Annotated in this window: 17 protein-coding genes; 9 read left to right on the forward strand and 8 right to left on the reverse strand. The window is 62.8% G+C overall.

The annotated features are described in order from the left end of the window. Window positions 1-37: 37 nt before the first annotated feature. Window positions 38-805 (forward strand): hydroxyacylglutathione hydrolase, encoded by a 768-nt coding sequence (gene gloB / locus A6B35_RS00715; protein WP_006200237.1) that lies wholly within the window; start codon window positions 38-40, stop codon window positions 803-805. 22 nt (window positions 806-827) lie between these two features. Then, the gene (locus A6B35_RS00720) at window positions 828-1256 is read left to right on the forward strand and encodes a cupin domain-containing protein (RefSeq protein ID WP_006200238.1); all 429 of its coding nucleotides are present in this window, start codon (window positions 828-830) and stop codon (window positions 1254-1256) included. Here A6B35_RS00720 and A6B35_RS00725 read toward each other — a convergent pair. Genes A6B35_RS00725 through A6B35_RS00735 form a run of 3 tightly spaced genes read right to left on the reverse strand, consistent with a single transcriptional unit; the run spans window position 1253 to window position 3625 of the window. Further along, complete coding sequence (locus tag A6B35_RS00725) at window positions 1253-1924, reverse strand: lysoplasmalogenase family protein (protein ID WP_006200239.1); 672 nt, start codon at window positions 1922-1924, stop codon at window positions 1253-1255. The two genes, A6B35_RS00720 and A6B35_RS00725, sit on opposite strands and share 4 nt — an antisense overlap. Further along, a complete protein-coding gene (gene yddG / locus A6B35_RS00730; protein WP_006200240.1) occupies window positions 1921-2808 on the reverse strand; it encodes an aromatic amino acid exporter YddG in 888 nt (295 codons plus the stop codon). The genes A6B35_RS00725 and yddG overlap by 4 nt, the downstream gene beginning before the upstream one ends. A gap of 28 nt (window positions 2809-2836) precedes the next feature. After that, the gene (locus A6B35_RS00735; protein WP_006200241.1) at window positions 2837-3625 is read right to left on the reverse strand and encodes a DUF3108 domain-containing protein; all 789 of its coding nucleotides are present in this window, start codon (window positions 3623-3625) and stop codon (window positions 2837-2839) included. A 249-nt stretch (window positions 3626-3874) separates the two neighbouring features. Here A6B35_RS00735 and rpmB point away from each other — a divergent pair, with 249 nt between their 5' ends. The 3 genes from rpmB to A6B35_RS00750 all read left to right on the forward strand — a co-directional run bounded on the left by rpmB (window position 3875) and on the right by A6B35_RS00750 (window position 5690). Continuing rightward, complete coding sequence (rpmB, locus tag A6B35_RS00740; protein ID WP_006200242.1) at window positions 3875-4171, forward strand: 50S ribosomal protein L28; 297 nt, start codon at window positions 3875-3877, stop codon at window positions 4169-4171. A 135-nt stretch (window positions 4172-4306) separates the two neighbouring features. Then, window positions 4307-4987: a queuosine precursor transporter gene (locus A6B35_RS00745; RefSeq protein WP_006200243.1), complete on the forward strand. Its 681-nt coding sequence runs from the start codon at window positions 4307-4309 to the stop codon at window positions 4985-4987. A 28-nt stretch (window positions 4988-5015) separates the two neighbouring features. Next, a complete protein-coding gene (locus tag A6B35_RS00750; RefSeq protein ID WP_006200244.1) occupies window positions 5016-5690 on the forward strand; it encodes a spermidine synthase family protein in 675 nt (224 codons plus the stop codon). A 42-nt stretch (window positions 5691-5732) separates the two neighbouring features. On the opposite strand, the gene A6B35_RS00755 is transcribed toward A6B35_RS00750, so the two are convergent. The 4 genes from A6B35_RS00755 to A6B35_RS00770 form a co-directional block, all read right to left on the reverse strand. Beyond that, the gene (locus A6B35_RS00755) at window positions 5733-6755 is read right to left on the reverse strand and encodes an esterase-like activity of phytase family protein (RefSeq protein ID WP_006200245.1); all 1023 of its coding nucleotides are present in this window, start codon (window positions 6753-6755) and stop codon (window positions 5733-5735) included. Next, on the reverse strand, window positions 6752-8650 hold the full coding sequence (gene cobT / locus A6B35_RS00760; protein WP_006200246.1) for a cobaltochelatase subunit CobT: 1899 nt from the start codon (window positions 8648-8650) through the stop codon (window positions 6752-6754). Before cobT ends, A6B35_RS00755 begins: the two co-directional genes overlap by 4 nt. An 11-nt stretch (window positions 8651-8661) precedes the next feature. Then, complete coding sequence (gene cobS, locus A6B35_RS00765) at window positions 8662-9648, reverse strand: cobaltochelatase subunit CobS (RefSeq protein ID WP_006200247.1); 987 nt, start codon at window positions 9646-9648, stop codon at window positions 8662-8664. Between the two features lie 123 nt (window positions 9649-9771). Further along, window positions 9772-10401, reverse strand: coding sequence for a J domain-containing protein (locus tag A6B35_RS00770; protein WP_040582048.1), 630 nt, complete (start codon window positions 10399-10401; stop codon window positions 9772-9774). Between the two features lie 231 nt (window positions 10402-10632). On the opposite strand from A6B35_RS00770, the gene A6B35_RS00775 reads away from it, so the two are divergent. Then, complete coding sequence (locus A6B35_RS00775) at window positions 10633-10935, forward strand: BolA family protein (RefSeq protein WP_006200249.1); 303 nt, start codon at window positions 10633-10635, stop codon at window positions 10933-10935. Between the two features lie 61 nt (window positions 10936-10996). Here A6B35_RS00775 and A6B35_RS00780 read toward each other — a convergent pair whose 3' ends face one another. Then, entirely contained in the window at window positions 10997-12547 is a 1551-nt protein-coding gene (locus tag A6B35_RS00780) for an acetolactate synthase large subunit (protein ID WP_006200250.1), read from the reverse strand. Between the two features lie 390 nt (window positions 12548-12937). Here A6B35_RS00780 and A6B35_RS00785 point away from each other — a divergent pair, with 390 nt between their 5' ends. Genes A6B35_RS00785 through A6B35_RS00795 form a run of 3 tightly spaced genes read left to right on the forward strand, consistent with a single transcriptional unit; the run spans window position 12938 to window position 17777 of the window. Continuing rightward, window positions 12938-14887 carry a PrkA family serine protein kinase gene (locus tag A6B35_RS00785; RefSeq protein WP_006200251.1) on the forward strand — a complete coding sequence of 650 codons (1950 nt, stop codon included), beginning with the start codon at window positions 12938-12940 and terminating at the stop codon, window positions 14885-14887. Between the two features lie 19 nt (window positions 14888-14906). Further along, window positions 14907-16217 carry a YeaH/YhbH family protein gene (locus A6B35_RS00790; RefSeq protein ID WP_040582070.1) on the forward strand — a complete coding sequence of 437 codons (1311 nt, stop codon included), beginning with the start codon at window positions 14907-14909 and terminating at the stop codon, window positions 16215-16217. 9 nt (window positions 16218-16226) lie between these two features. Further along, window positions 16227-17777, forward strand: coding sequence for a SpoVR family protein (locus A6B35_RS00795; RefSeq protein ID WP_006200253.1), 1551 nt, complete (start codon window positions 16227-16229; stop codon window positions 17775-17777). The last annotated feature ends 63 nt before the right edge of the window (window positions 17778-17840 follow it).

Consider the following 17840-nt stretch of genomic DNA (forward strand, 5'->3'; position numbering starts at 1 on the left):
GCGCCCTATGTCTGCGGCGACAAAATGGAGAGATGCGATGCCGGTCGAAATCGAACAGTTCATGTGCCGCAGCGACAATTTCGGCGTTTTGGTGCACGACCCCAAGAGCGGCCAGACCGCGATCATCGACGCGCCCGAGGAGGCGCCGATCCTGGCCGCGATCCAGCGCACCGGCTGGACGCCGACGATGATCCTGACCACCCACCACCATGTCGATCATGTCGAGGCCAACCTGGCGCTAAAAGAGCGTTTCAAGCTGCGCATCGTCGGCCCGGAAGCGGAACAGGCGAAGATCCCCGGCATCGACGAGACGGTCGAAGAAGGCTCGGTCGTCCATCTCGGTGACGAACGGATCGACGTGATCGCCACGCCCGGCCACACGGCCGGCCATGTCTCCTACCATTTGCCGGCCTCGAAGGTGGCGTTCACCGCCGACACCCTGTTTGCGCTGGGCTGCGGCCGGCTGTTCGAATGCAAGCCGCCGGTGATGTACGACTCACTGAAGAAGCTGGCAGCACTTCCCGCCGAGACGGTCATCTATTGCGGCCATGAATATACCCTTTCGAATGCCCGCTTCGCGCTGACCGTCGACCCGACCAATTCCGCCCTGAAGGAGCGCGCCGCCCGGATCGAGGCGCTGCGCGCCGACGACAAGCCGACCCTGCCGACGACGATCGGCGAGGAATTGTCGACCAATCCGTTCCTGCGCTGGCACGACCCGGCAATCCGCAAGCATCTCGGCATGGAGAAGGCCACCGACGCCGACGTTTTCGCCGAAATCCGCAAGCGCAAGGACAATTTCTGAGCGCGGTGCTGGCCTCCAGCCGATGACAAGCGCCGCCGAAATCATCGCCACGCTCGGCCTGAAGCCGCATCCGGAAGGCGGCTGGTACGCGGAAACCTTTCGCGATGGCGCGGAAGGTGCGCGCGGCTACTCGACCGCGATCTACTTCCTTCTGGAAGAGGATCAACTGTCGGCCTGGCACCGGGTCAAGGATGCGGCCGAGGTCTGGCATTTCTATGCCGGTGCACCGCTGGCGCTGTCGATGTATGAGGAAGGCAGCACCGTGATCGAGCAGGTGCTCGGCACCGCCCTTGCGGCGGGCGAGCGGCCGCAGATCGTGGTGCCCGCCGGCTGGTGGCAGTCGGCGCGCAGCCTTGGCGAATGGACGCTGGTCGGCTGCACCGTGGCGCCGGGCTTCGACTTCGCCGCCTTCGAGATGGCCGAACCCGGCTGGCAGCCGGAAAGGTCTTAGCTGAGCAGGAATCCCAAGGTGATGACCAGCTGGGCGGCGTAGTAAAGCGTCCAGACCGCGTAGCGCATCCAGATGCGGGGCGAGATGGCCGCAAGCAGGAACTGTTCCGTGGCCAAAAGCCCATCCGACGCCATGAACAGAATGGCGCCCCCGATCACCAGGCTGCTGCTGGTGGTGAGCGCCGATATTCCCATGGCGAGGATCGCGGCGACATAGACGCCGATCGGGAGACGCAAAGTAGGGCCGACACGGCGCCAAAGGGCGGCCAGCATGACGATCGCGAATGACGCCATCGCCAGCGCAATCGCCCCACGCCATGACTCGGTGCCGAGCAGCCCCATCCCGCCGCCACTATGCAGGAACAGCGGCACATAGAGGATGTGCGCCGCCAGAAAACTGGCCAGCCCGCCGAGAAAGGCCTTTTCGCCGTCGCGCGACAGGAAGGCGTCGCCGACAGCACTCAGCGCCAGCGCCGCGACGAGCAGCCATGGCCCGCCCTGCATGAAGGACAGCACCGCCAGCATCGCCACGGCAAGCGTCTTTGTCGCCGAGCGCGCGAGCCGCGGCGGCATGCCGAGCGTGAAGGCATAGATCACCGCCGCCACCAGCGAGAACACCAGTGTCGCATTGGCGTTGGCGTCGATGCCGCCGGGAAACGGCATCGTCATGCGCTGGCCTCGCCTGTCGCCGGCTTGCGCATGAACAGCGATTTCGCCGCCAGTGCGGCACCGCCGGTGATGAGCAAGCAGGCGGCGAGGATGCGCAGCGACGGCTCGGCGACGCCGGCCGCGATCAGCACCAGCGTCGACAAAAGCGGCGCGGCGTAGCTTGCCGCGCCCAGCACCTGAATGTTACCGCGCTTGACGCCGATGTCCCAGGCGTAGAAGGCGGCGCCCACCGGCATCAGCCCGAGACCAAGCACGGCCAACCACTGGCCGGCACCGTCGGGCAGCACTGTTTTTTCCAGCAAGAGGTGGCAGATCAGCGAAAGCGCCGAAGTCGCCGCGCAAAACCAGGTGACGATCGAGGTCGGCACCGACGGGAACCGCCTCGACAGCAACGAATAGGCCGACCACAAAAGCGCGCAGACGCCGGCCATCGCATAGCCGAAGGCATAGCGCGCGTCGAAGGCGAGCCCGCCACCCTTGGTGACGATGAGGACGGTGCCGGCAAGCCCCAGCAGCGCGCCGACGACATGGTTCCAGGCCAGCCGCTCGCCCGGCATCAGCGCCGATCCGAGCACGATCAGCAGCGGCCACAGATAGGCGATCAGGCTCGCCTCCACCGCCGGCGCGTTGCGCAGCGCGGTGAAGTAGAAGAAGTGGTAGCCGAACAGGCCCACAATGCCGATCACCCACACTTGCGGCGGGATTTTCTCGACTTTTCCGGAGACCGGCATCACCATTCGCGCGCCCAGCCCGACGCAGGTGCCGATGGCGAAGGTGATGGCCGACAACAGAAAGGGCGGCACCTGCCCGGACGCGTCGGTGAGCAGCGCCAGCAACGCCCACATGGCGACTGCCGAGAACCCGATCAGCGTTGCGCGCCCCATGCCCGTCTCCGGCGGCGCGCGACGGCGCCTAGTTGATTGCCTCGAAACGCCCGGCGCTGATGGTCAGTGTGCCGATCTGTGTGCCGACCGTGGCGCGGATCGGCGCATATACCCCGCTTTGGCCGACTGGCGCAAACGTCACCATCATCTTGCTGCGGTTCTTCAGGTAATTCAAAGCCTTGCGGCCCTTGCGATAGCCCGCCACCGGCTCGAAGCCCATGCGGCAGGTCACCGTGTCGCCCTTGTAGCCTTGCACCGAGATCGAGCCTTTCGCTGCGTAGGTCAGCGTCAGGTCGGCGCGCATCTCGCCGTCGTAGAACTTCACCGTGCGCCCGCAGACATTGTCGAGACTGTCGGCATGGATGACGGTGGCCGCCATCGGATCGAGCACCGACGATAGATCGCCGGCCCCCAGCGGAACCCAGCTTTTGGGATCGCGCTTGCCTGGCGCAGGGACGACCTTGGTGGCGGTGACGGCGCCATTGGCGAAGCGGATGTCGACCACCGATGCCTTCTTGCCCGACGTGTAGTCGGCACGGAAAGCCTGAGGCTGCATCCGCTTGCCGGAAATGATGCCTTTCGACGAGATGGTGCCCTTCGTGTCGTCGAACAGCTTGGCAAGACCGGCGGCGGAGACCGTGCCGTTGATCGAATAGGTATCGCCTTGATAACTGCTGGAGAACGTCGCCCTGGCCACCGAAAGACCGAGGAACGACACCGTATATTCGCCCTTGAAGGACTGCGGCGCCGCCGCGGCGGCAGCATTCGGCAGGGCGGTGGCAAGCAAGGCGCAGAGGGCATATGGCGTCCGGAGCATGGCGGTGGATCGATCCTCGATTTCAGCCGGAAGGCGGGCAACTTCAGGCTGGCATGTCCCTTTGCGACCGCTTATAGGCCAGAATCCGGCCTTTATATGAAACAGGCGCCAGGCATGCCGGAGCTTGACGCGCCAACGAAATGCAACTATGGAACGCCAACTTTTTCCATAAGGCCGCCTGACCGAGACCGCGCGCCACCCGGCGCGGGTTGAATGGTTTGGCCAGACCGAGAACTGAAGGTTAGAACCATGTCCCGCACTTGCGAACTCACTGCCAAGGCCGTCATGACCGGCAACAATGTGAGCCACGCCAACAACAAGACCAAGCGCCGCTTCCTGCCGAACCTGGTCAATGTGACGCTGATTTCCGAAGTGCTGAACCAGAACGTGCGCCTGCGCGTTTCGGCCAACGCGCTGCGTTCGGTCGAGCATCGCGGCGGCCTCGATGCGTTCCTGGCCAAGGCCGACGCCAAGGAATTGTCGCAGCGCGCCCGCCTGCTGAAGAAGCAGATCACCAAGAAGCTCGCCGAGCAGCCCGCGGCCTAAGACGTTCTTCGGACGGAATACCGTCCGAGCCGTTGAGCCCAAAGGCGCGAGACGGTTTTCGGCCAGACATATGAGCAATGCAGCGCCGTCCGGATTGGGTGGCGCTTTGCTGGTTCCATTACCCAGGATAAAAAAATGAATTCCTTCTCGCGATACCTGCCCTTCGTGGCCGCCATGGCGCTTGTCGTCGTGGCGTCGAACATCCTCGTGCAGTTCCCGATGCAGGGCCAGATCGGCGGCCTGTCACTGGCCGACATCCTGACCTGGGGCGCCTTCACCTACCCCTTCTCCTTCCTGGTCACCGACCTCGCCAACCGCCGCTATGGCCCGACCGTGGCGCGCCGGATCGTCTTTATCGGCTTCATGACGGCGCTGATCTGCTCGATCCTGGTCCCGCCCTTCCTGTTCCGTCACGGCCTGATCGAGTTCGAGACCGCCGCTGACCGGCTGGTCCGCATTGCGGCTGCCTCGGGCGCTGCCTTCCTGACGGCCCAATTGCTCGACGTCACCGTGTTCAATCGGCTGCGCCGGCAGAGCTGGTGGCGCGCGCCGATCGTCGGCACGCTGGTCGGCTCGGTGTTCGACACGCTCGTGTTCTTCACCGTCGCCTTCTCGGCTGCCTTCGCTTTTGCCGGCCCGAACGACAGTTTCGCGCTCGAAACGGCGCCGCTGCTGGGCGTGTTGCCGGTCGAGACGATGCGCTGGGTGTCCTGGGCGCTCGGTGACCTCTCGGTGAAGCTGATCATCGCCGTGGTGGCGCTGATCCCCTACCGGCTGCTGGCCGCCCGCTGGAACCAACCGGCGCTGGCGACATAGCCATGATTCCAGAAAGTGGAAACAGGCCGTGATCCCCTGGGTCCAACTGGACTCGGCAAGGACGCCGGACGGCGGGCAAGAACTTCGCCTGAAGCGGCGCGGCACTGAATTCTCGATCATGCTCGGCACCAACGAGCTGATGAACAGCCGTCTCAGCGGCTCCGAGGAAGCGCTGGCCAGTCTCTCCTGTGAAAAGATTGCCGGCCGCAAGCAGCCCAAAATTCTGATCGGCGGCCTTGGCATGGGCTTTACGCTGCGCGCCGCCCTTGCCGAACTCGGCGGCGATGCCAGCATCACCGTCGCCGAACTCGTTCCCGCCGTCGTCGCCTGGGCGCGCGGCCCGATGGCCGAGATCTTCAATGGTTGCCTCGACGATCCCCGCGTGACTGTCCGAGAGATCGATGTCGGGCACATCATCCGCTCGGATATCTCGGCCTGGGACGCCATCCTGCTCGATGTCGACAACGGCCCCGAAGGGATCGTCCATAAGGGCAACGACGCGCTCTACGGTGCGGCCGGCCTCGGTGCCGCCCGTGCCGCGCTCAAGCCCGGCGGCGTGCTGGCGGTGTGGTCGCAAGGGCCGCACAGCGGTTTCGCGCGCAGGCTCAAGCAGGCGGGCTTCGCGGTCGAGGAGGTCAACACCCGCGCCAACGGCAAGCGCGGCGCGCGCCACGTCATCTGGATCGCGACCAACGGTAAATAGGCCTGCTGGCTCGAAATCGCGGGCTCGTTTTGACCGGCGGCCTCAATCCTCGTGCAGGACAAATTCCAGATAGAGGTTGCGCTGCAGGATCGAATGGTTGTCGTCTGACATCAGCGACACCATCAGCGCGCCGTCGTCACGGGTCCAGACATCCAGACCTTCCATATTGTCGATCTGGTAGCCCATGTCGGCGTCCAGCAGCACCGGCCCGTCGGCGACGGCGCCCTTCTCGACGCTCTCGCCATAGATGCGCCGCAGCCGCATCTTCACCCCGCCGGCCATCGAGAAGCTGCGCTCGAGCAGCAAAAGATCGCCGTCCGGCAGGAAGGCGCCGTCGGTGATGTCGAAATCGCCATTGCGCTTGACGGTGAAGACGCCCTTGTGTGGCCCTTCGATGATTGCCGCATAGATGTTGCCGGCCTTGTCGAGGCTCTTTTCCGACACCACCACCAGCCCGCCCTCATGCTGACCATAAGGATGGGCATGGGTGACCGTCTCGAAGCCGCGGTTCTGCCGCAACTCCTTGGCCGGAACCTGAAAATCCAATTGCTTGAACGGCGCCTTCATGCCGTCTGGATCGATCTTGAACTGAGCGACACGCTGGTTGCGTTCGAAACCGACCGTGGCGATGCCGTCCTTGACCGCCAGGCCCTCGGCATCGACCTGCCACTTCTTGTCGATCGGTTGGCCCGCCTCATCGACCATCTGCTGCATGCGGAAATTCTGGATGCCCGAAGGACGCTTGTCGGCATCGTGGGTCACGCTGCCGAAGAACCAGAAGCCGGTGTCGGCGACGCCGATGAAGTCGCTGCCGGGTTTCAGGAAGCGAAAGGCCGACAGCGCTCCGAAATCGCGCGATGGCGAGGTCATTTCCAGTCCACCGACGAATTCGAGCGGCCCGAACTGCTTGTCGTCATGGCCGATGCGGAATTGGCCTATCGGTCGCGCCATGATTTCGACCGGCTCGACGGAGTCCGGTCCGGCAGCAACCGCCGGCGACAGCATGCCGGCCAGCATGCAAGCAGCAAAAATCGTGTGCCTGAGGCCCCCGTCCGAAATGCTCATCCGGCGCGCCGATAGCCGCCGCGGCGCGTCTCGCGTGCGCTTTCCTCGCCAAACAGAGAGGCAAGCTGCTCGGTCATGGCGCCGGCCAGTTCCTCCGCATCGACGATGGTGACGGCGCGCCTGTAGTAGCGGGTGACGTCATGGCCGATGCCGATGGCCAGAAGTTCCACCGGCGAGCGCGTTTCGATCAGTTCGATGATGGCACGCAGATGCCGCTCGAGATAATTGCCCGGATTGACCGACAGCGTCGAATCGTCGACCGGCGCGCCGTCCGAGATCATCATCAGGATTTTTCTCTGCTCCGGCCGGGCGATCAGCCGGTTGTGCGCCCAAAGCAGCGCCTCGCCATCGATGTTTTCCTTCAGCAGCCCCTCGCGCATCATCAGGCCGAGATTGCGGCGTGCCCGCCGCCACGGATGGTCGGCGGATTTGTAGATGATGTGGCGCAGATCGTTGAGCCGGCCGGGGTTTGGCGGCTTGCCGTCCTTCAGCCACTTCTCGCGCGCCTGCCCACCCTTCCAGGCGCGGGTGGTGAAGCCGAGAATCTCGACCGAGACGCCGCAGCGCTCCAGCGTGCGCGCAAGGATATCGGCGCAGGTGGCGGCGACGGTGATCGGTCGGCCACGCATCGAGCCCGAATTGTCGAGCACCAGCGTCACCACCGTGTCGCGGAATTTGGTGTCGCGCTCCTGCTTGAAGGACAGCGGCTGCATCGGGTCGATGACGACGCGCACCAGCCGGGCCGGATCGAGATAGCCCTCTTCGAGGTCGAAATCCCAGGAGCGGTTCTGCTGCGCCATCAGCCGGCGCTGCAACCGGTTGGCCAGCCGGCCGACGACGCCGGAGAGGTTGGCGAGTTGCTTGTCGAGGAAGGCGCGCAGCCGGTCGAGTTCTTCCTCTTCGCAAAGCTCCTCGGCGCCAACGGTCTCGTCGAAGGCTGTCGTGAAAACCTTGTAGTCGATCTCTTTCGGCAGGTTGGTAAAGGGATTGTCGTTGCGACGCGCCTCGCCGGGCGTCTCCGCGTCGGAATCGTCATCGTCGGAGAGATCGTCGGCGGTTGCGTCGGACGCCTCCGTCTCGGCCGACTGCTCATCGTCGGCCGATGCTTCGGCATCATCGGACTGCGACTGCTCGGAGCCGGAATCGTCCTCGCCGCCCTCCTCGCTTTGCTCTTCGCCTTGCGGCTGGTTATCGTCATTGTCCTCGGAGTCTTCGGTCTCCTGGTCGTCGCCGAGCTCCTCGGCCATTTCCATGGAAACCAGCATGTCGCGCACGACGCGGGCGAAGGCCTGCTGGTCGTCGAGCTTGGCCGACAGCCCGTCGAGATCTGCGCTTGCTTTCTCCTCGACCCAGGGGCGCCAGAGGTCGACCAGCCGCTCGCCGCTCTTCGGGACAGTGCGGCCGGTCAGCTTCTCGCGAACCATCAGCGCCAGCGCCTCCTCGATCGGCGCGTCGGCCTTATCCTTGACGTCGATGAGGTTGGCCCTCGCGTATTTGTCCTCGAGCATCGAGCCAATGTTGTCGGCGACGCCCTGCATGGCGCGGCTGCCGATCGCCTCGACGCGGGCCTGCTCGACCGCATCGTAGATCGAGCGCGCCAGCTTGCCTTCCGGCGCCAGCTTGCTGTGGATGCGTGCATCATGGCAGGCGCGCTTCAGCGCCATGGAATCGCCGAGGCCGCGGGTGATCGCGATATCGGTCCTGGAGGCTTTCTTCGGCAGTTCGGGCAGGCGGGCGCGGCTGCCGGCAAGTGCGGGCCTGTCCTTGGCGAAACCGACTTCGAGATCCTTGTCGCCGGCGATCGCGCGCATGCAGACGGTCACCGAGCGCTTGAAGCTGTCAGCTTCAGACCCCGTCTTCGACTTGTTGCGCGTGTTGTCGCCCGGACCCGCCATGGAGACTCTGTTTAGCCCAGCACCACATTGGCGGCCGATTCGGGCAAATCTTCGCCGAAGGCGCGCTGGTAGAACTCGGCCACCACCGAACGCTCCAGCTCGTCGCATTTGTTGAGGAAGGTCAGCCGGAACGCCATGCCGATATCGCCGAAGATCTCGGCGTTCTCGGCCCAGGTGATCACCGTGCGCGGGCTCATCACCGTCGACAGGTCGCCATTGATGAAGGCAGAGCGCGTCATATCGGCGACGCGCACCATCTTGTTGACGATGTCCTTGCCCTTGCTGTCGCGATAGTGCTTGGCCTTGGCCAGCACGATGTTCACCTCATTGTCGTGCGGCAGGTAATTCAGCGTGGTGACGATCGACCAGCGGTCCATCTGCGCCTGGTTGATCTGCTGGGTGCCGTGATAGAGGCCGGTGGTGTCGCCGAGCCCAACCGTGTTGGCGGTCGAGAACAGCCGGAAGGCCGGATGCGGGCGGATGACCCGGCTCTGGTCGAGCAGCGTCAGCCGGCCCGACGATTCCAGCACGCGCTGGATGACGAACATCACGTCCGGACGACCGGCATCATATTCGTCGAAGCACAACGCGACATTGTGCTGGTAGGCCCAGGGCAGGATGCCGTCGCGGAATTCGGTGATCTGCAGCCCGTCCTTGACGACGATGGCATCCTTGCCGACGAGGTCGATACGGCTGACATGGCTGTCGAGGTTGACGCGCACGCAGGGCCAGTTGAGGCGCGCCGCGACCTGCTCGATATGGGTCGACTTGCCCGTGCCGTGATAGCCCGACACCATGACGCGGCGGTTGTAGGCAAAGCCGGCCAGGATCGCCATCGTCGTGTTCTTGTCGAACAGATAGTCGGGATCGACGTCGGGCACATGCTCGCTGGTCACCGAATAGGCCGGTACCACCATCTTGGAGTCGAAGCCGAATTTGTCCTTCACCGACACCGTCGTGTCGGGCAGGTTGGCGATGTCGCGATCGACCTTGTTCATCTCTATCAACGTCTCCACGGGCGAAACGCCTGATTTCGCCGGCAATCGATTTTGTCCGGGGGCGGTCTTAGAGCCTTTTCCAACCTTATGAAAGTTGGAAAACGACACGAACCGTATGGTCGCTCAGCACAATCCCGCCTGCTTGAGCACGCGATAGGCCTGCAGCACATCGCGGAACCGGTCTTCCGAACCTCTGTCGCCGCCATTCGCATCCGGATGGTGGCGTTTCACCAGTTCCTTATAGCGTGCCTTGATATCCTTGCCAGTCGCCTTTGTATCAAGGCCAAGCGTTTCCAGTGCCTTGGCCTCAAGCGGCTTGGCCTTGCGCTCGCGCGCCTCGCGCGGATCCTTCGGACCTTTGAACAGGTCGAACGGATCGCGCATGCGGTTGTAGTAGCCGGCGCGACCGGAACGCTGCTGCGCGAAGTCAGGCGAGGATCGCGTCGAAGCGCCATTGATGCCCATCTTCCACGTCGGCCGGTGGCCGGTCATCGCTTCCTTCTGGAAACGGGCGATCTCACTGTCGGGCACGCCGGAGAAATAGTTGAAGCCCTTGTTGTACTCGCGCACATGATCGAAGCAGAACTGGAAATACTCGCCTTCCTTCATGCGTCCGACCGGCGCGCGATGGGTGCCGGCCTCCTTGCAACCGTCCCACTGGCAGATCGGCGAGCGCGACTTCAGCTCCGCGTCCTTCTCCGGCCGGATGCGGATCTTCTCGAAATATTTGGGATACGGTTTCATCTCACCCATTTATGGGCTGTTCGCTAGTGCGAAACAAGAATTGACATTTCGGCGATCATCGCCCTAACCGCTGAATCGCGGCTTAAAGCGGGCAAATGACGAATTTTGCGGCAATGCCGGAGCATGATCCGAAAGTGGAATCCGGTTTTCGGAAAAGGTCATGCTCAAACAAAATGATAGAGCCCCATCCCGTTTCCATCGGGATGGAACACGCTCTAGATGTGGTGAAGGGAAGTTCCAATGTCCATACAGGCGACGATGGAAGGCAAGCTGAACAAGGCGTTTTCGCCGGAACGGCTGGTCATTATCAACGAAAGCCATCTCCACGCTGGCCACCACCATCACGGCTCGGACCATCATGGCGCCTATGACGGCACCGGCGAGACGCATTTTCGCGTCCGCATCGTTTCGCCCGTCTTTGCCGGCATGAGCCGCATCGAGCGCCACCGCGCCGTCAACGAATTGCTGGCCGACGAGCTGAAAGCCGGCGTCCACGCGCTGGCAATCGAACCGGCGGCACCCGGCGAACAGACGCGCTGGTAGGCACTGCCCGTCGACCGATGCCGCTCAACCCGGCTCCCTGGAAACGCCGCGGGCAAAACGGTCAGATTACCGCTTCGATGAGAAACGGCCCGTGGCGCGACAGGGCGCTGTCCAGCAGGGCATCGAACCGCTCGCACGTGTCGGCGCGGGCCGCCTCCACGCCCATGCCCTTCGCCAGCGATACCCAGTCCAGCGCGGGCTGGTCGAGATCGAGCATGCGCCTGGCATTCTCGCCGATCGCGCCCACCCCGACATTCTTCATCTCGCCATGCAGGATTGCGTAGGTCCGGTTGGAAAAGACGATCGTGACCACGTCGAGATTTTCCCGCGCCTGGGTCCACAATCCCTGCACGGTGTACATGCCGCTGCCGTCGGCTTGGAGATTGATCACCTTGCGATCGGGACACGCGATCGCTGCCCCTGTTGCCAACGGGATGCCTTCGCCGATCGATCCGCCTGTCGTCATCATGTAGTCGTGCGGCGCGGCAAAGGCCGACAGGGCGAAATAGCGCCGGGCCGACGTGACCGCCTCGTCGCAGACGATGGCATTGGCAGGAAGTTTCCGCGCCACTGAAAGGGCGATCGCATCGTCGGTCAGCTTGCCGCGCGGCGCAGGCTCGTCTGGAAAGCCCGTTGCTGCGGAGAATTGCTGCGTCGACCTGATGCCGAGTTCGTCGCGAAGCGCCTCCAGTGCCGCCTTCAAATCCTCGCCGTGCGCTGCCAGCGAAAGCACCTCGCAACCGTCTCGAACCAGCCGTCCCGGCTTTCCCGGATAGGCGAAGAAGGCAACAGGCTCCTTCGCGCCGACCAGGATCAGCACGTCGATATCGCTCAGCAGCGCCGTTGCCGCATCGATCGGATAGGGGATGCGCATGGGCGCGACCCGCCCGCGACCACGCTCCATCCGCGCGACCAGAACCTCGCTGAACAAGCGGACATCGTGCGCTGCCGAAATTTGACCGGCGATCGCCAGCGCATCGGCGCGCGCCGCGCGTCCGCGAACGATGATACCGGCACGGCCTGGGGCGCCACGGATCGCCTCGGCTGCATTTTGCACAGCGCCCATATCGACGGCGGGCTGCGCGAGCTCCACCTTGCGGGCCGAAACGATAGGAGCCTCGCCCCATGCCGCGTCCGCCGGCAGGATCAGGGTAGCGATGCCCGGCGGTGAAAGGGAAGCGCGGAAGGCCGCCTCGGTGGCCGCTGCGACATCGGCGGGACCTTCGATACGGCGAACCCAGTTCGACATCGGCGAAGCGAGGCTCTCGATATCGCTGGTAAGCGGTGCATCGAGCGCCAGATGATAGGAGGCGTGGTCGCCGACAATGTTGATCATCGGGCTCAAGGCGCGCTTGGCGTTGTGGATGTTGGCCAATCCATTGGCCAGTCCGGGCCCGGTGTGCAGCAGCGTCGCGGCCGGTCGATCGGTCATCCGCGCGTAACCGTCGGCTGCACCTGTCACCACGCCTTCGAAGAGGCCGAGCACGCAACGCATCTCAGGCTTGCGGTCGAGTGCGGCGACGAAGTGCATTTCAGAAGTGCCGGGATTGGCGAAGCAGACATTCACGTCGTTTGCCAGCAGCACGTCGCACAGTACGTCGGCCCCATTCATCGCATTCCCTCCTGCCTGGCGATCCCCGGGCAATTGAGCCCACGTATGCCCACACCGCAATGACCCGGCGCGAACTTTGACGTGATCCAGCCCAGGAGAGCGTTTACTTGCGACGCGGCATCACCAGGCGAAATTGCGCCAAAGCCGGGCAACCATCGCCTCCTGTAAACGCATGCGCGGCGGCGGATGCGAAAACCTACCGAGATCTGCCCTTGAAGCGCCGCCGGCAATCACCACGTATTTCTTAGGCGGGCATTTCGGCGAGATCGGGTGCTTTCCTAAAAGTCGGTGCATATCTCTTCTTGACGTGAAGGGAACCACAATGCCTTCCGGCAGTTGGATGTATCATGAGCCGACTCACCCAGAATGGGGGCTCTGAGAGCAAACATCATGCGCGAGAATCAATCCGACGTCTTCGATCTGTTCTCGAAGGTCTATGCGAACGCAGCCCAGGAAGAGATCAGCCTCCAGCAATATCTGCTCGCCTGCCGAGAGGACAAATCCATGTATGCCTCGGCGCCCGAACGGATGGTCGAGGCAATCGGCGAGCCAAATCTTGTCGATACCAGCAAGGACGAACGGCTCGGCCGCATTTTCTCGAACCGCACCGTCAAGGTGTATCCGTCCTTCTCCGACTTCTACGGCATGGAGGACACGATCGAGCGCATTGCGGGCTATTTCCGCTATGCCTCCCAAGGGCTGGAGGAGCGCAAGCAGATCCTCTACCTCCTCGGTCCGGTCGGCGGCGGCAAGTCGTCCCTTGCCGAACGGCTGAAGAAACTGATGGAGCAGCGCCCGATCTACACGCTGAAGGTCGGCAACCAGATCAGCCCGGTTTTCGAATCGCCGCTTGGCCTGTTTCATCCCGATCGCATGGGCGATCTGCTGGAGGACAAATATGGCATAGCGCGGCGGCGCCTCAACGGGCTCATCTCGCCCTGGGCATCCAAGCGCCTCGATGAATTGTCCGGCGATATCTCCAAGTTCAGCGTGGTCAAACTGATGCCGTCGCGGCTGCGCCAGATCGGCATTGCCAAGACCGAGCCAGGCGATGAGAACAATCAGGATGTCTCGGCCCTGGTCGGCAAGGTCGACATCAGGCAATTGGAAAATTTCAGTCAGTCCGATCCGGACGCCTATTCCTTTAGCGGCGGACTGAACCGGACCACGCAAGGCCTGCTCGAATTCGTCGAGATGTTCAAGGCCCCGATCAAGGTCCTGCATCCGCTGCTGACCGCGACCCAGGAAGGCAGCTACAACGGCACCGAAAATTTCGGCGCCTTTCCCTACCAGGGGATCATCGTCGCCCATTCCAACGAGTCGGAATGGCAGCAGTTCAAGAACAACAAGAACAACGAGGCCTTTCTCGACCGCATCCTCGTGGTCAAGGTGCCGTACTGCCTGCGCATCACCGAAGAGAGGCAGATCTACGAAAAGCTGCTGCGCGAGAGCGAGCTGGCGGCAAGCCCCTGTGCCCCGGAAGTGCTGGACATTCTCAGCCGTTTCACCGTTTCGACCCGCCTGGCGGAGCACTCCAACTCGCCGCTCTACACCAAGATGCGCTCCTATGACGGCGAGAACCTGAAAGAGGTCGACCCCAGGGCGAAGTCGGTACAGGAGTATCGCGACGCCGCCGGCGTCGATGAAGGCATGACGGGGGTCAGCACGCGCTTTGCTTTCAAGATCCTGTCGCAGACATTCAACTACGACACCAAGGAAGTGGCCGCCGATCCCGTGCATCTGATGTACATTCTGGAAGAGGCGATCAAGCGGGAGCAGTTCCCGAAAGAAACGGAAGCGGCATATCTCGAATTCATCAAATCGGAGCTCGCCGCGCGTTACGCTGAGTTCATCGGCCACGAAATCCAGAAAGCCTATCTCGAATCCTACAGCGAGTATGGCCAGAACCTTTTCGACCGCTACATCGCCTATGCCGACGCCTGGATCGAGGACCAGGACTACAAGGACCCCGACACGGGCCAGATCCTCAACCGGGAGGTCCTGGACAACGAACTGTCCCAGGTCGAAAAGCCGGCAGGCATCGCCAATCCCAAGGACTTCCGCAACGAGGTGGTGAAGTTCACGCTGCGCGCTAGGGCAAAAAATCACGGCCGCAACCCGTCATGGACGAGTTACGAAAAGCTGCGCGAAGTCATCGAGAAGCGGATGTTCGGGCAGGTCGAGGATCTCCTGCCGGTGATCAGCTTCGGCTCCAAGCAGGACAGCGTAACGGAAAAACGCCACAACGAATTTGTGCAGCGAATGGTCGAGCGCGGCTATACCGAACGGCAGGTGCGCCGGCTGGTGGACTGGTACATGCGGGTGAACAAGGCGGGTTGACAGGGCCCGGATGGTTTCCATGCCGATCTTCATCGACCGTCGCCTGAACCCGAAGGACAAGAGCCTCAGCAATCGACAGCGCTTCCTAAGGCGTGCTCGCGAGGAATTGAAACGAAGCATCCGCGATCAAATCCGCAGCGGCAGGATCGCCGACGTGGATGCCGAGCACACCGTGCCCATGCCCGAAAGGGGAACGGCCGAGCCGAGCTTCAACGACGACAAGGCCAGCGGCCGGCGCCAGCACATCCTTCCTGGCAACAAGCATTTTTCCCCTGGAGACCTGATCCCCAAGCCCGGTCAGGGCAGCGGCGCAGGGGCCCCGGGCAACAAGGTGTCGGAAGACGATTTTCGTTTCGTTCTGTCTCGCGAGGAGGTGCTCGAGCTCTTTTTCGAGGATCTCGAACTGCCCGACCTGGTCAAGCTCAATCTCAAGGAGATCCTTGCCTTCAAGCCGCGCAGGGCCGGCTTCGCCGCGACCGGTTCGCCAACCAACGTCAATGTCGGTCGCACCATGCGCAACAGCCACGGCCGGCGCATTGCGCTGAGGCGCCCGAAGCAGGCGGAACTGGATGCGATCCTCCAGGAAATCGCCACGCTTGAGTCGGCACCAGCCGGCGCGGCGACGCGGCAGCGCATTGCAGGATTGCGTGAGGAGCTTGACCGGCTGGAACGTCGGCGCAGGCGAATTGCCTTTGTCGATCCGGTCGATATCCGGTTCAACCGCTTCGACGCCCGGCCCATACCGAACGCCAAAGCCGTCATGTTCTGCCTGATGGACGTTTCCGGATCGATGGGCGAACGCGAGAAGGACCTGGCCAAACGTTTCTTCGTGCTGCTGCACCTGTTCTTGAAGCGGCGCTACGAACGCACGGAAATCGTCTTCATCCGCCACACGCACGAGGCGCACGAAGTGGATGAGGACACGTTCTTCTACAACACGCAGAGCGGCGGTACCATCGTCTCCACCGCGCTTGACGAAATGCACCGCATCATCGAACAGCGCTATCCGGCCAACGAGTGGAACATCTACGCCGCGCAGGCCTCGGACGGCGACAATTTCGCCACCGATTCCGAGCGATGCATAGAGTTTCTGGACCGCAGGCTCATGCGCCTTTGCCAGTACTTCGCCTATGTAGAGATCATCGACGAACGAGAAACCCATATATTCGGCGCCACCGAAAACGGGACGTCGCTTTGGCGCGCCTACAGCAGGGTCGAGCTGAAATGGCCCAACTTCCAGATGAGCCGCATTGCCACTCCGGCAGACATATACCCGGTCTTTCGCCGGCTCTTCGCCAGGCAACCGGCTCCTGCCCGCAAGAGCGCCTGAGGAGGGCCGATGGCCAGACAAGCCACCAAACCGGGTCTGCTGTTTTCAGGATCTGACTGGGATTTTGGTAAATTGTCGCGGGCCCACGAGGCGATCCAGGCCCTCGCGATCGAAGAGCTGCACCTCGATACCTATCCGGTGCAGATGGAGATCATATCCTCTCAACAGATGCTCGACGCCTATTCATCGGTCGGCATGCCGCTGATGTATCGTCATTGGTCGTTCGGCAAGCATTTCCTCTACGAGGAACTGCTCTATCGCAAGGGCGGACGCGGCCTGGCCTATGAACTCGTCATCAACTCAAACCCCTGCATCGTCTACCTGATGGAGGAAAACACCATGGCCTTGCAGGCTCTGGTGACGGCGCATGCGGCACTCGGACATAACCATTTCTTCAAGAACAATCATTTGTTCAGGCAATGGACGGATGCCGGGGCGATCCTGAGCTATCTGGACTTCGCCAAGGGCTACATAACCCGCTGCGAGGAGCGGCATGGCCTTGCCGCGGTGGAGGCGGTTCTCGACGCGGCGCATGCGCTGATGGAACAGGGCGTATTTCGCTATCGTCGTCCGCCGAAATTGTCCTCGGAACGGCAGCGCGAGGGGTTGCGTGAGCGCCTGGAATACGAAGAGCGTTCCTACAACGATTTGTGGCGCACGCTGCCGCCCGCGCAGGGAAACAAGAAGATCGACGACAGGGACCGGGGCATGGCCGATCCGAAGAAATCGCTCAACCTGCCGGAGGAAAACCTGCTGTACTTCCTCGAAAAGAACAGTGTCGTCCTTGAGCCCTGGCAGCGCGAACTCGTCAGGATCGTGCGCATCATTGCGCAATATTTCTATCCGCAGCGCCAAACGCAGGTGATGAACGAGGGCTGTGCCACCTTCGTGCACTATACGCTCATGAACATGCTGTTCGACCGGGGCCAGATCAACGAAGGCGCCATGCTCGAAATCCTGCGCAACCATTCGAACGTGATCTTCCAGCCGGCCTTCGACGATCCGCGCTATTCCGGCGTCAATCCTTACGCGCTTGGCCTCGATATGATGCAGGACATACAGCGCATCGCGACCGCGCCGACGGCGGAGGACCGCGACTGGTTTCCCGACATCGCGGGACACGGCGACTGGCGCGAGATCCTGCTCGACGCCTGGGCGAACCATCGCGACGAGTCCTTCATTCGCCAGTACCTCAGTCCAACCTTGATCCGGAAATGGCGGTTCTTTGTCCTTGGCGACGCAGCCGACCAACCGCATTATCAAGTCGCCTCGATCCACAACGAGCGTGGCTACAGGAAGATCCGCGCCGCGCTGGCTCACAGCTACGATGTCGGAGTAAACCGGCCCGACATCCAGGCCGTGGATGTAGACCTGCTTGGTGACCGGCATTTGCGGCTGCAGCACAAGGTCAAGGACGGCGTCGTCCTCGATGAGGCCAGCCGCGACGCGACGCTGCGCCACATCCGAAAGCTCTGGGGCTACGAGGTCAGCCTGGCGGCGGTCGATGCCCAGACCGGTGCGACAATCAACGAGCGCTCGACCCGCCAGATCGCGGAGTGAGGCTTGGCATTGCGCCGGGTTCTGAGGCCTTCAATGGCATGGCTGGAGGCGACTTGCGGGCCA

It is taken from the genome of Mesorhizobium amorphae CCNWGS0123, from assembly GCF_001686985.1.
Lineage (GTDB): Bacteria > Pseudomonadota > Alphaproteobacteria > Rhizobiales > Rhizobiaceae > Mesorhizobium > Mesorhizobium amorphae.

What these genes read in the sequence shown, in the direction of transcription:
- gloB (WP_006200237.1), top strand. Translation starts at nt 38, where the DNA reads ATGCCGGTCGAAATCGAACAGTTCATGTGCCGCAGCGACAATTTCGGC.
- A6B35_RS00720 (WP_006200238.1), top strand. Translation starts at nt 828, where the DNA reads ATGACAAGCGCCGCCGAAATCATCGCCACGCTCGGCCTGAAGCCGCAT.
- A6B35_RS00725 (WP_006200239.1), bottom strand. Translation starts at nt 1,924, where the DNA reads ATGACGATGCCGTTTCCCGGCGGCATCGACGCCAACGCCAATGCGACA.
- yddG (WP_006200240.1), bottom strand. Translation starts at nt 2,808, where the DNA reads ATGGGGCGCGCAACGCTGATCGGGTTCTCGGCAGTCGCCATGTGGGCG.
- A6B35_RS00735 (WP_006200241.1), bottom strand. Translation starts at nt 3,625, where the DNA reads ATGCTCCGGACGCCATATGCCCTCTGCGCCTTGCTTGCCACCGCCCTG.
- rpmB (WP_006200242.1), top strand. Translation starts at nt 3,875, where the DNA reads ATGTCCCGCACTTGCGAACTCACTGCCAAGGCCGTCATGACCGGCAAC.
- A6B35_RS00745 (WP_006200243.1), top strand. Translation starts at nt 4,307, where the DNA reads ATGAATTCCTTCTCGCGATACCTGCCCTTCGTGGCCGCCATGGCGCTT.
- A6B35_RS00755 (WP_006200245.1), bottom strand. Translation starts at nt 6,755, where the DNA reads ATGAGCATTTCGGACGGGGGCCTCAGGCACACGATTTTTGCTGCTTGC.
- cobT (WP_006200246.1), bottom strand. Translation starts at nt 8,650, where the DNA reads ATGGCGGGTCCGGGCGACAACACGCGCAACAAGTCGAAGACGGGGTCT.
- cobS (WP_006200247.1), bottom strand. Translation starts at nt 9,648, where the DNA reads ATGAACAAGGTCGATCGCGACATCGCCAACCTGCCCGACACGACGGTG.
- A6B35_RS00770 (WP_040582048.1), bottom strand. Translation starts at nt 10,401, where the DNA reads ATGGGTGAGATGAAACCGTATCCCAAATATTTCGAGAAGATCCGCATC.
- A6B35_RS00775 (WP_006200249.1), top strand. Translation starts at nt 10,633, where the DNA reads ATGTCCATACAGGCGACGATGGAAGGCAAGCTGAACAAGGCGTTTTCG.
- A6B35_RS00780 (WP_006200250.1), bottom strand. Translation starts at nt 12,547, where the DNA reads ATGAATGGGGCCGACGTACTGTGCGACGTGCTGCTGGCAAACGACGTG.
- A6B35_RS00785 (WP_006200251.1), top strand. Translation starts at nt 12,938, where the DNA reads ATGCGCGAGAATCAATCCGACGTCTTCGATCTGTTCTCGAAGGTCTAT.
- A6B35_RS00790 (WP_040582070.1), top strand. Translation starts at nt 14,907, where the DNA reads ATGCCGATCTTCATCGACCGTCGCCTGAACCCGAAGGACAAGAGCCTC.
- A6B35_RS00795 (WP_006200253.1), top strand. Translation starts at nt 16,227, where the DNA reads ATGGCCAGACAAGCCACCAAACCGGGTCTGCTGTTTTCAGGATCTGAC.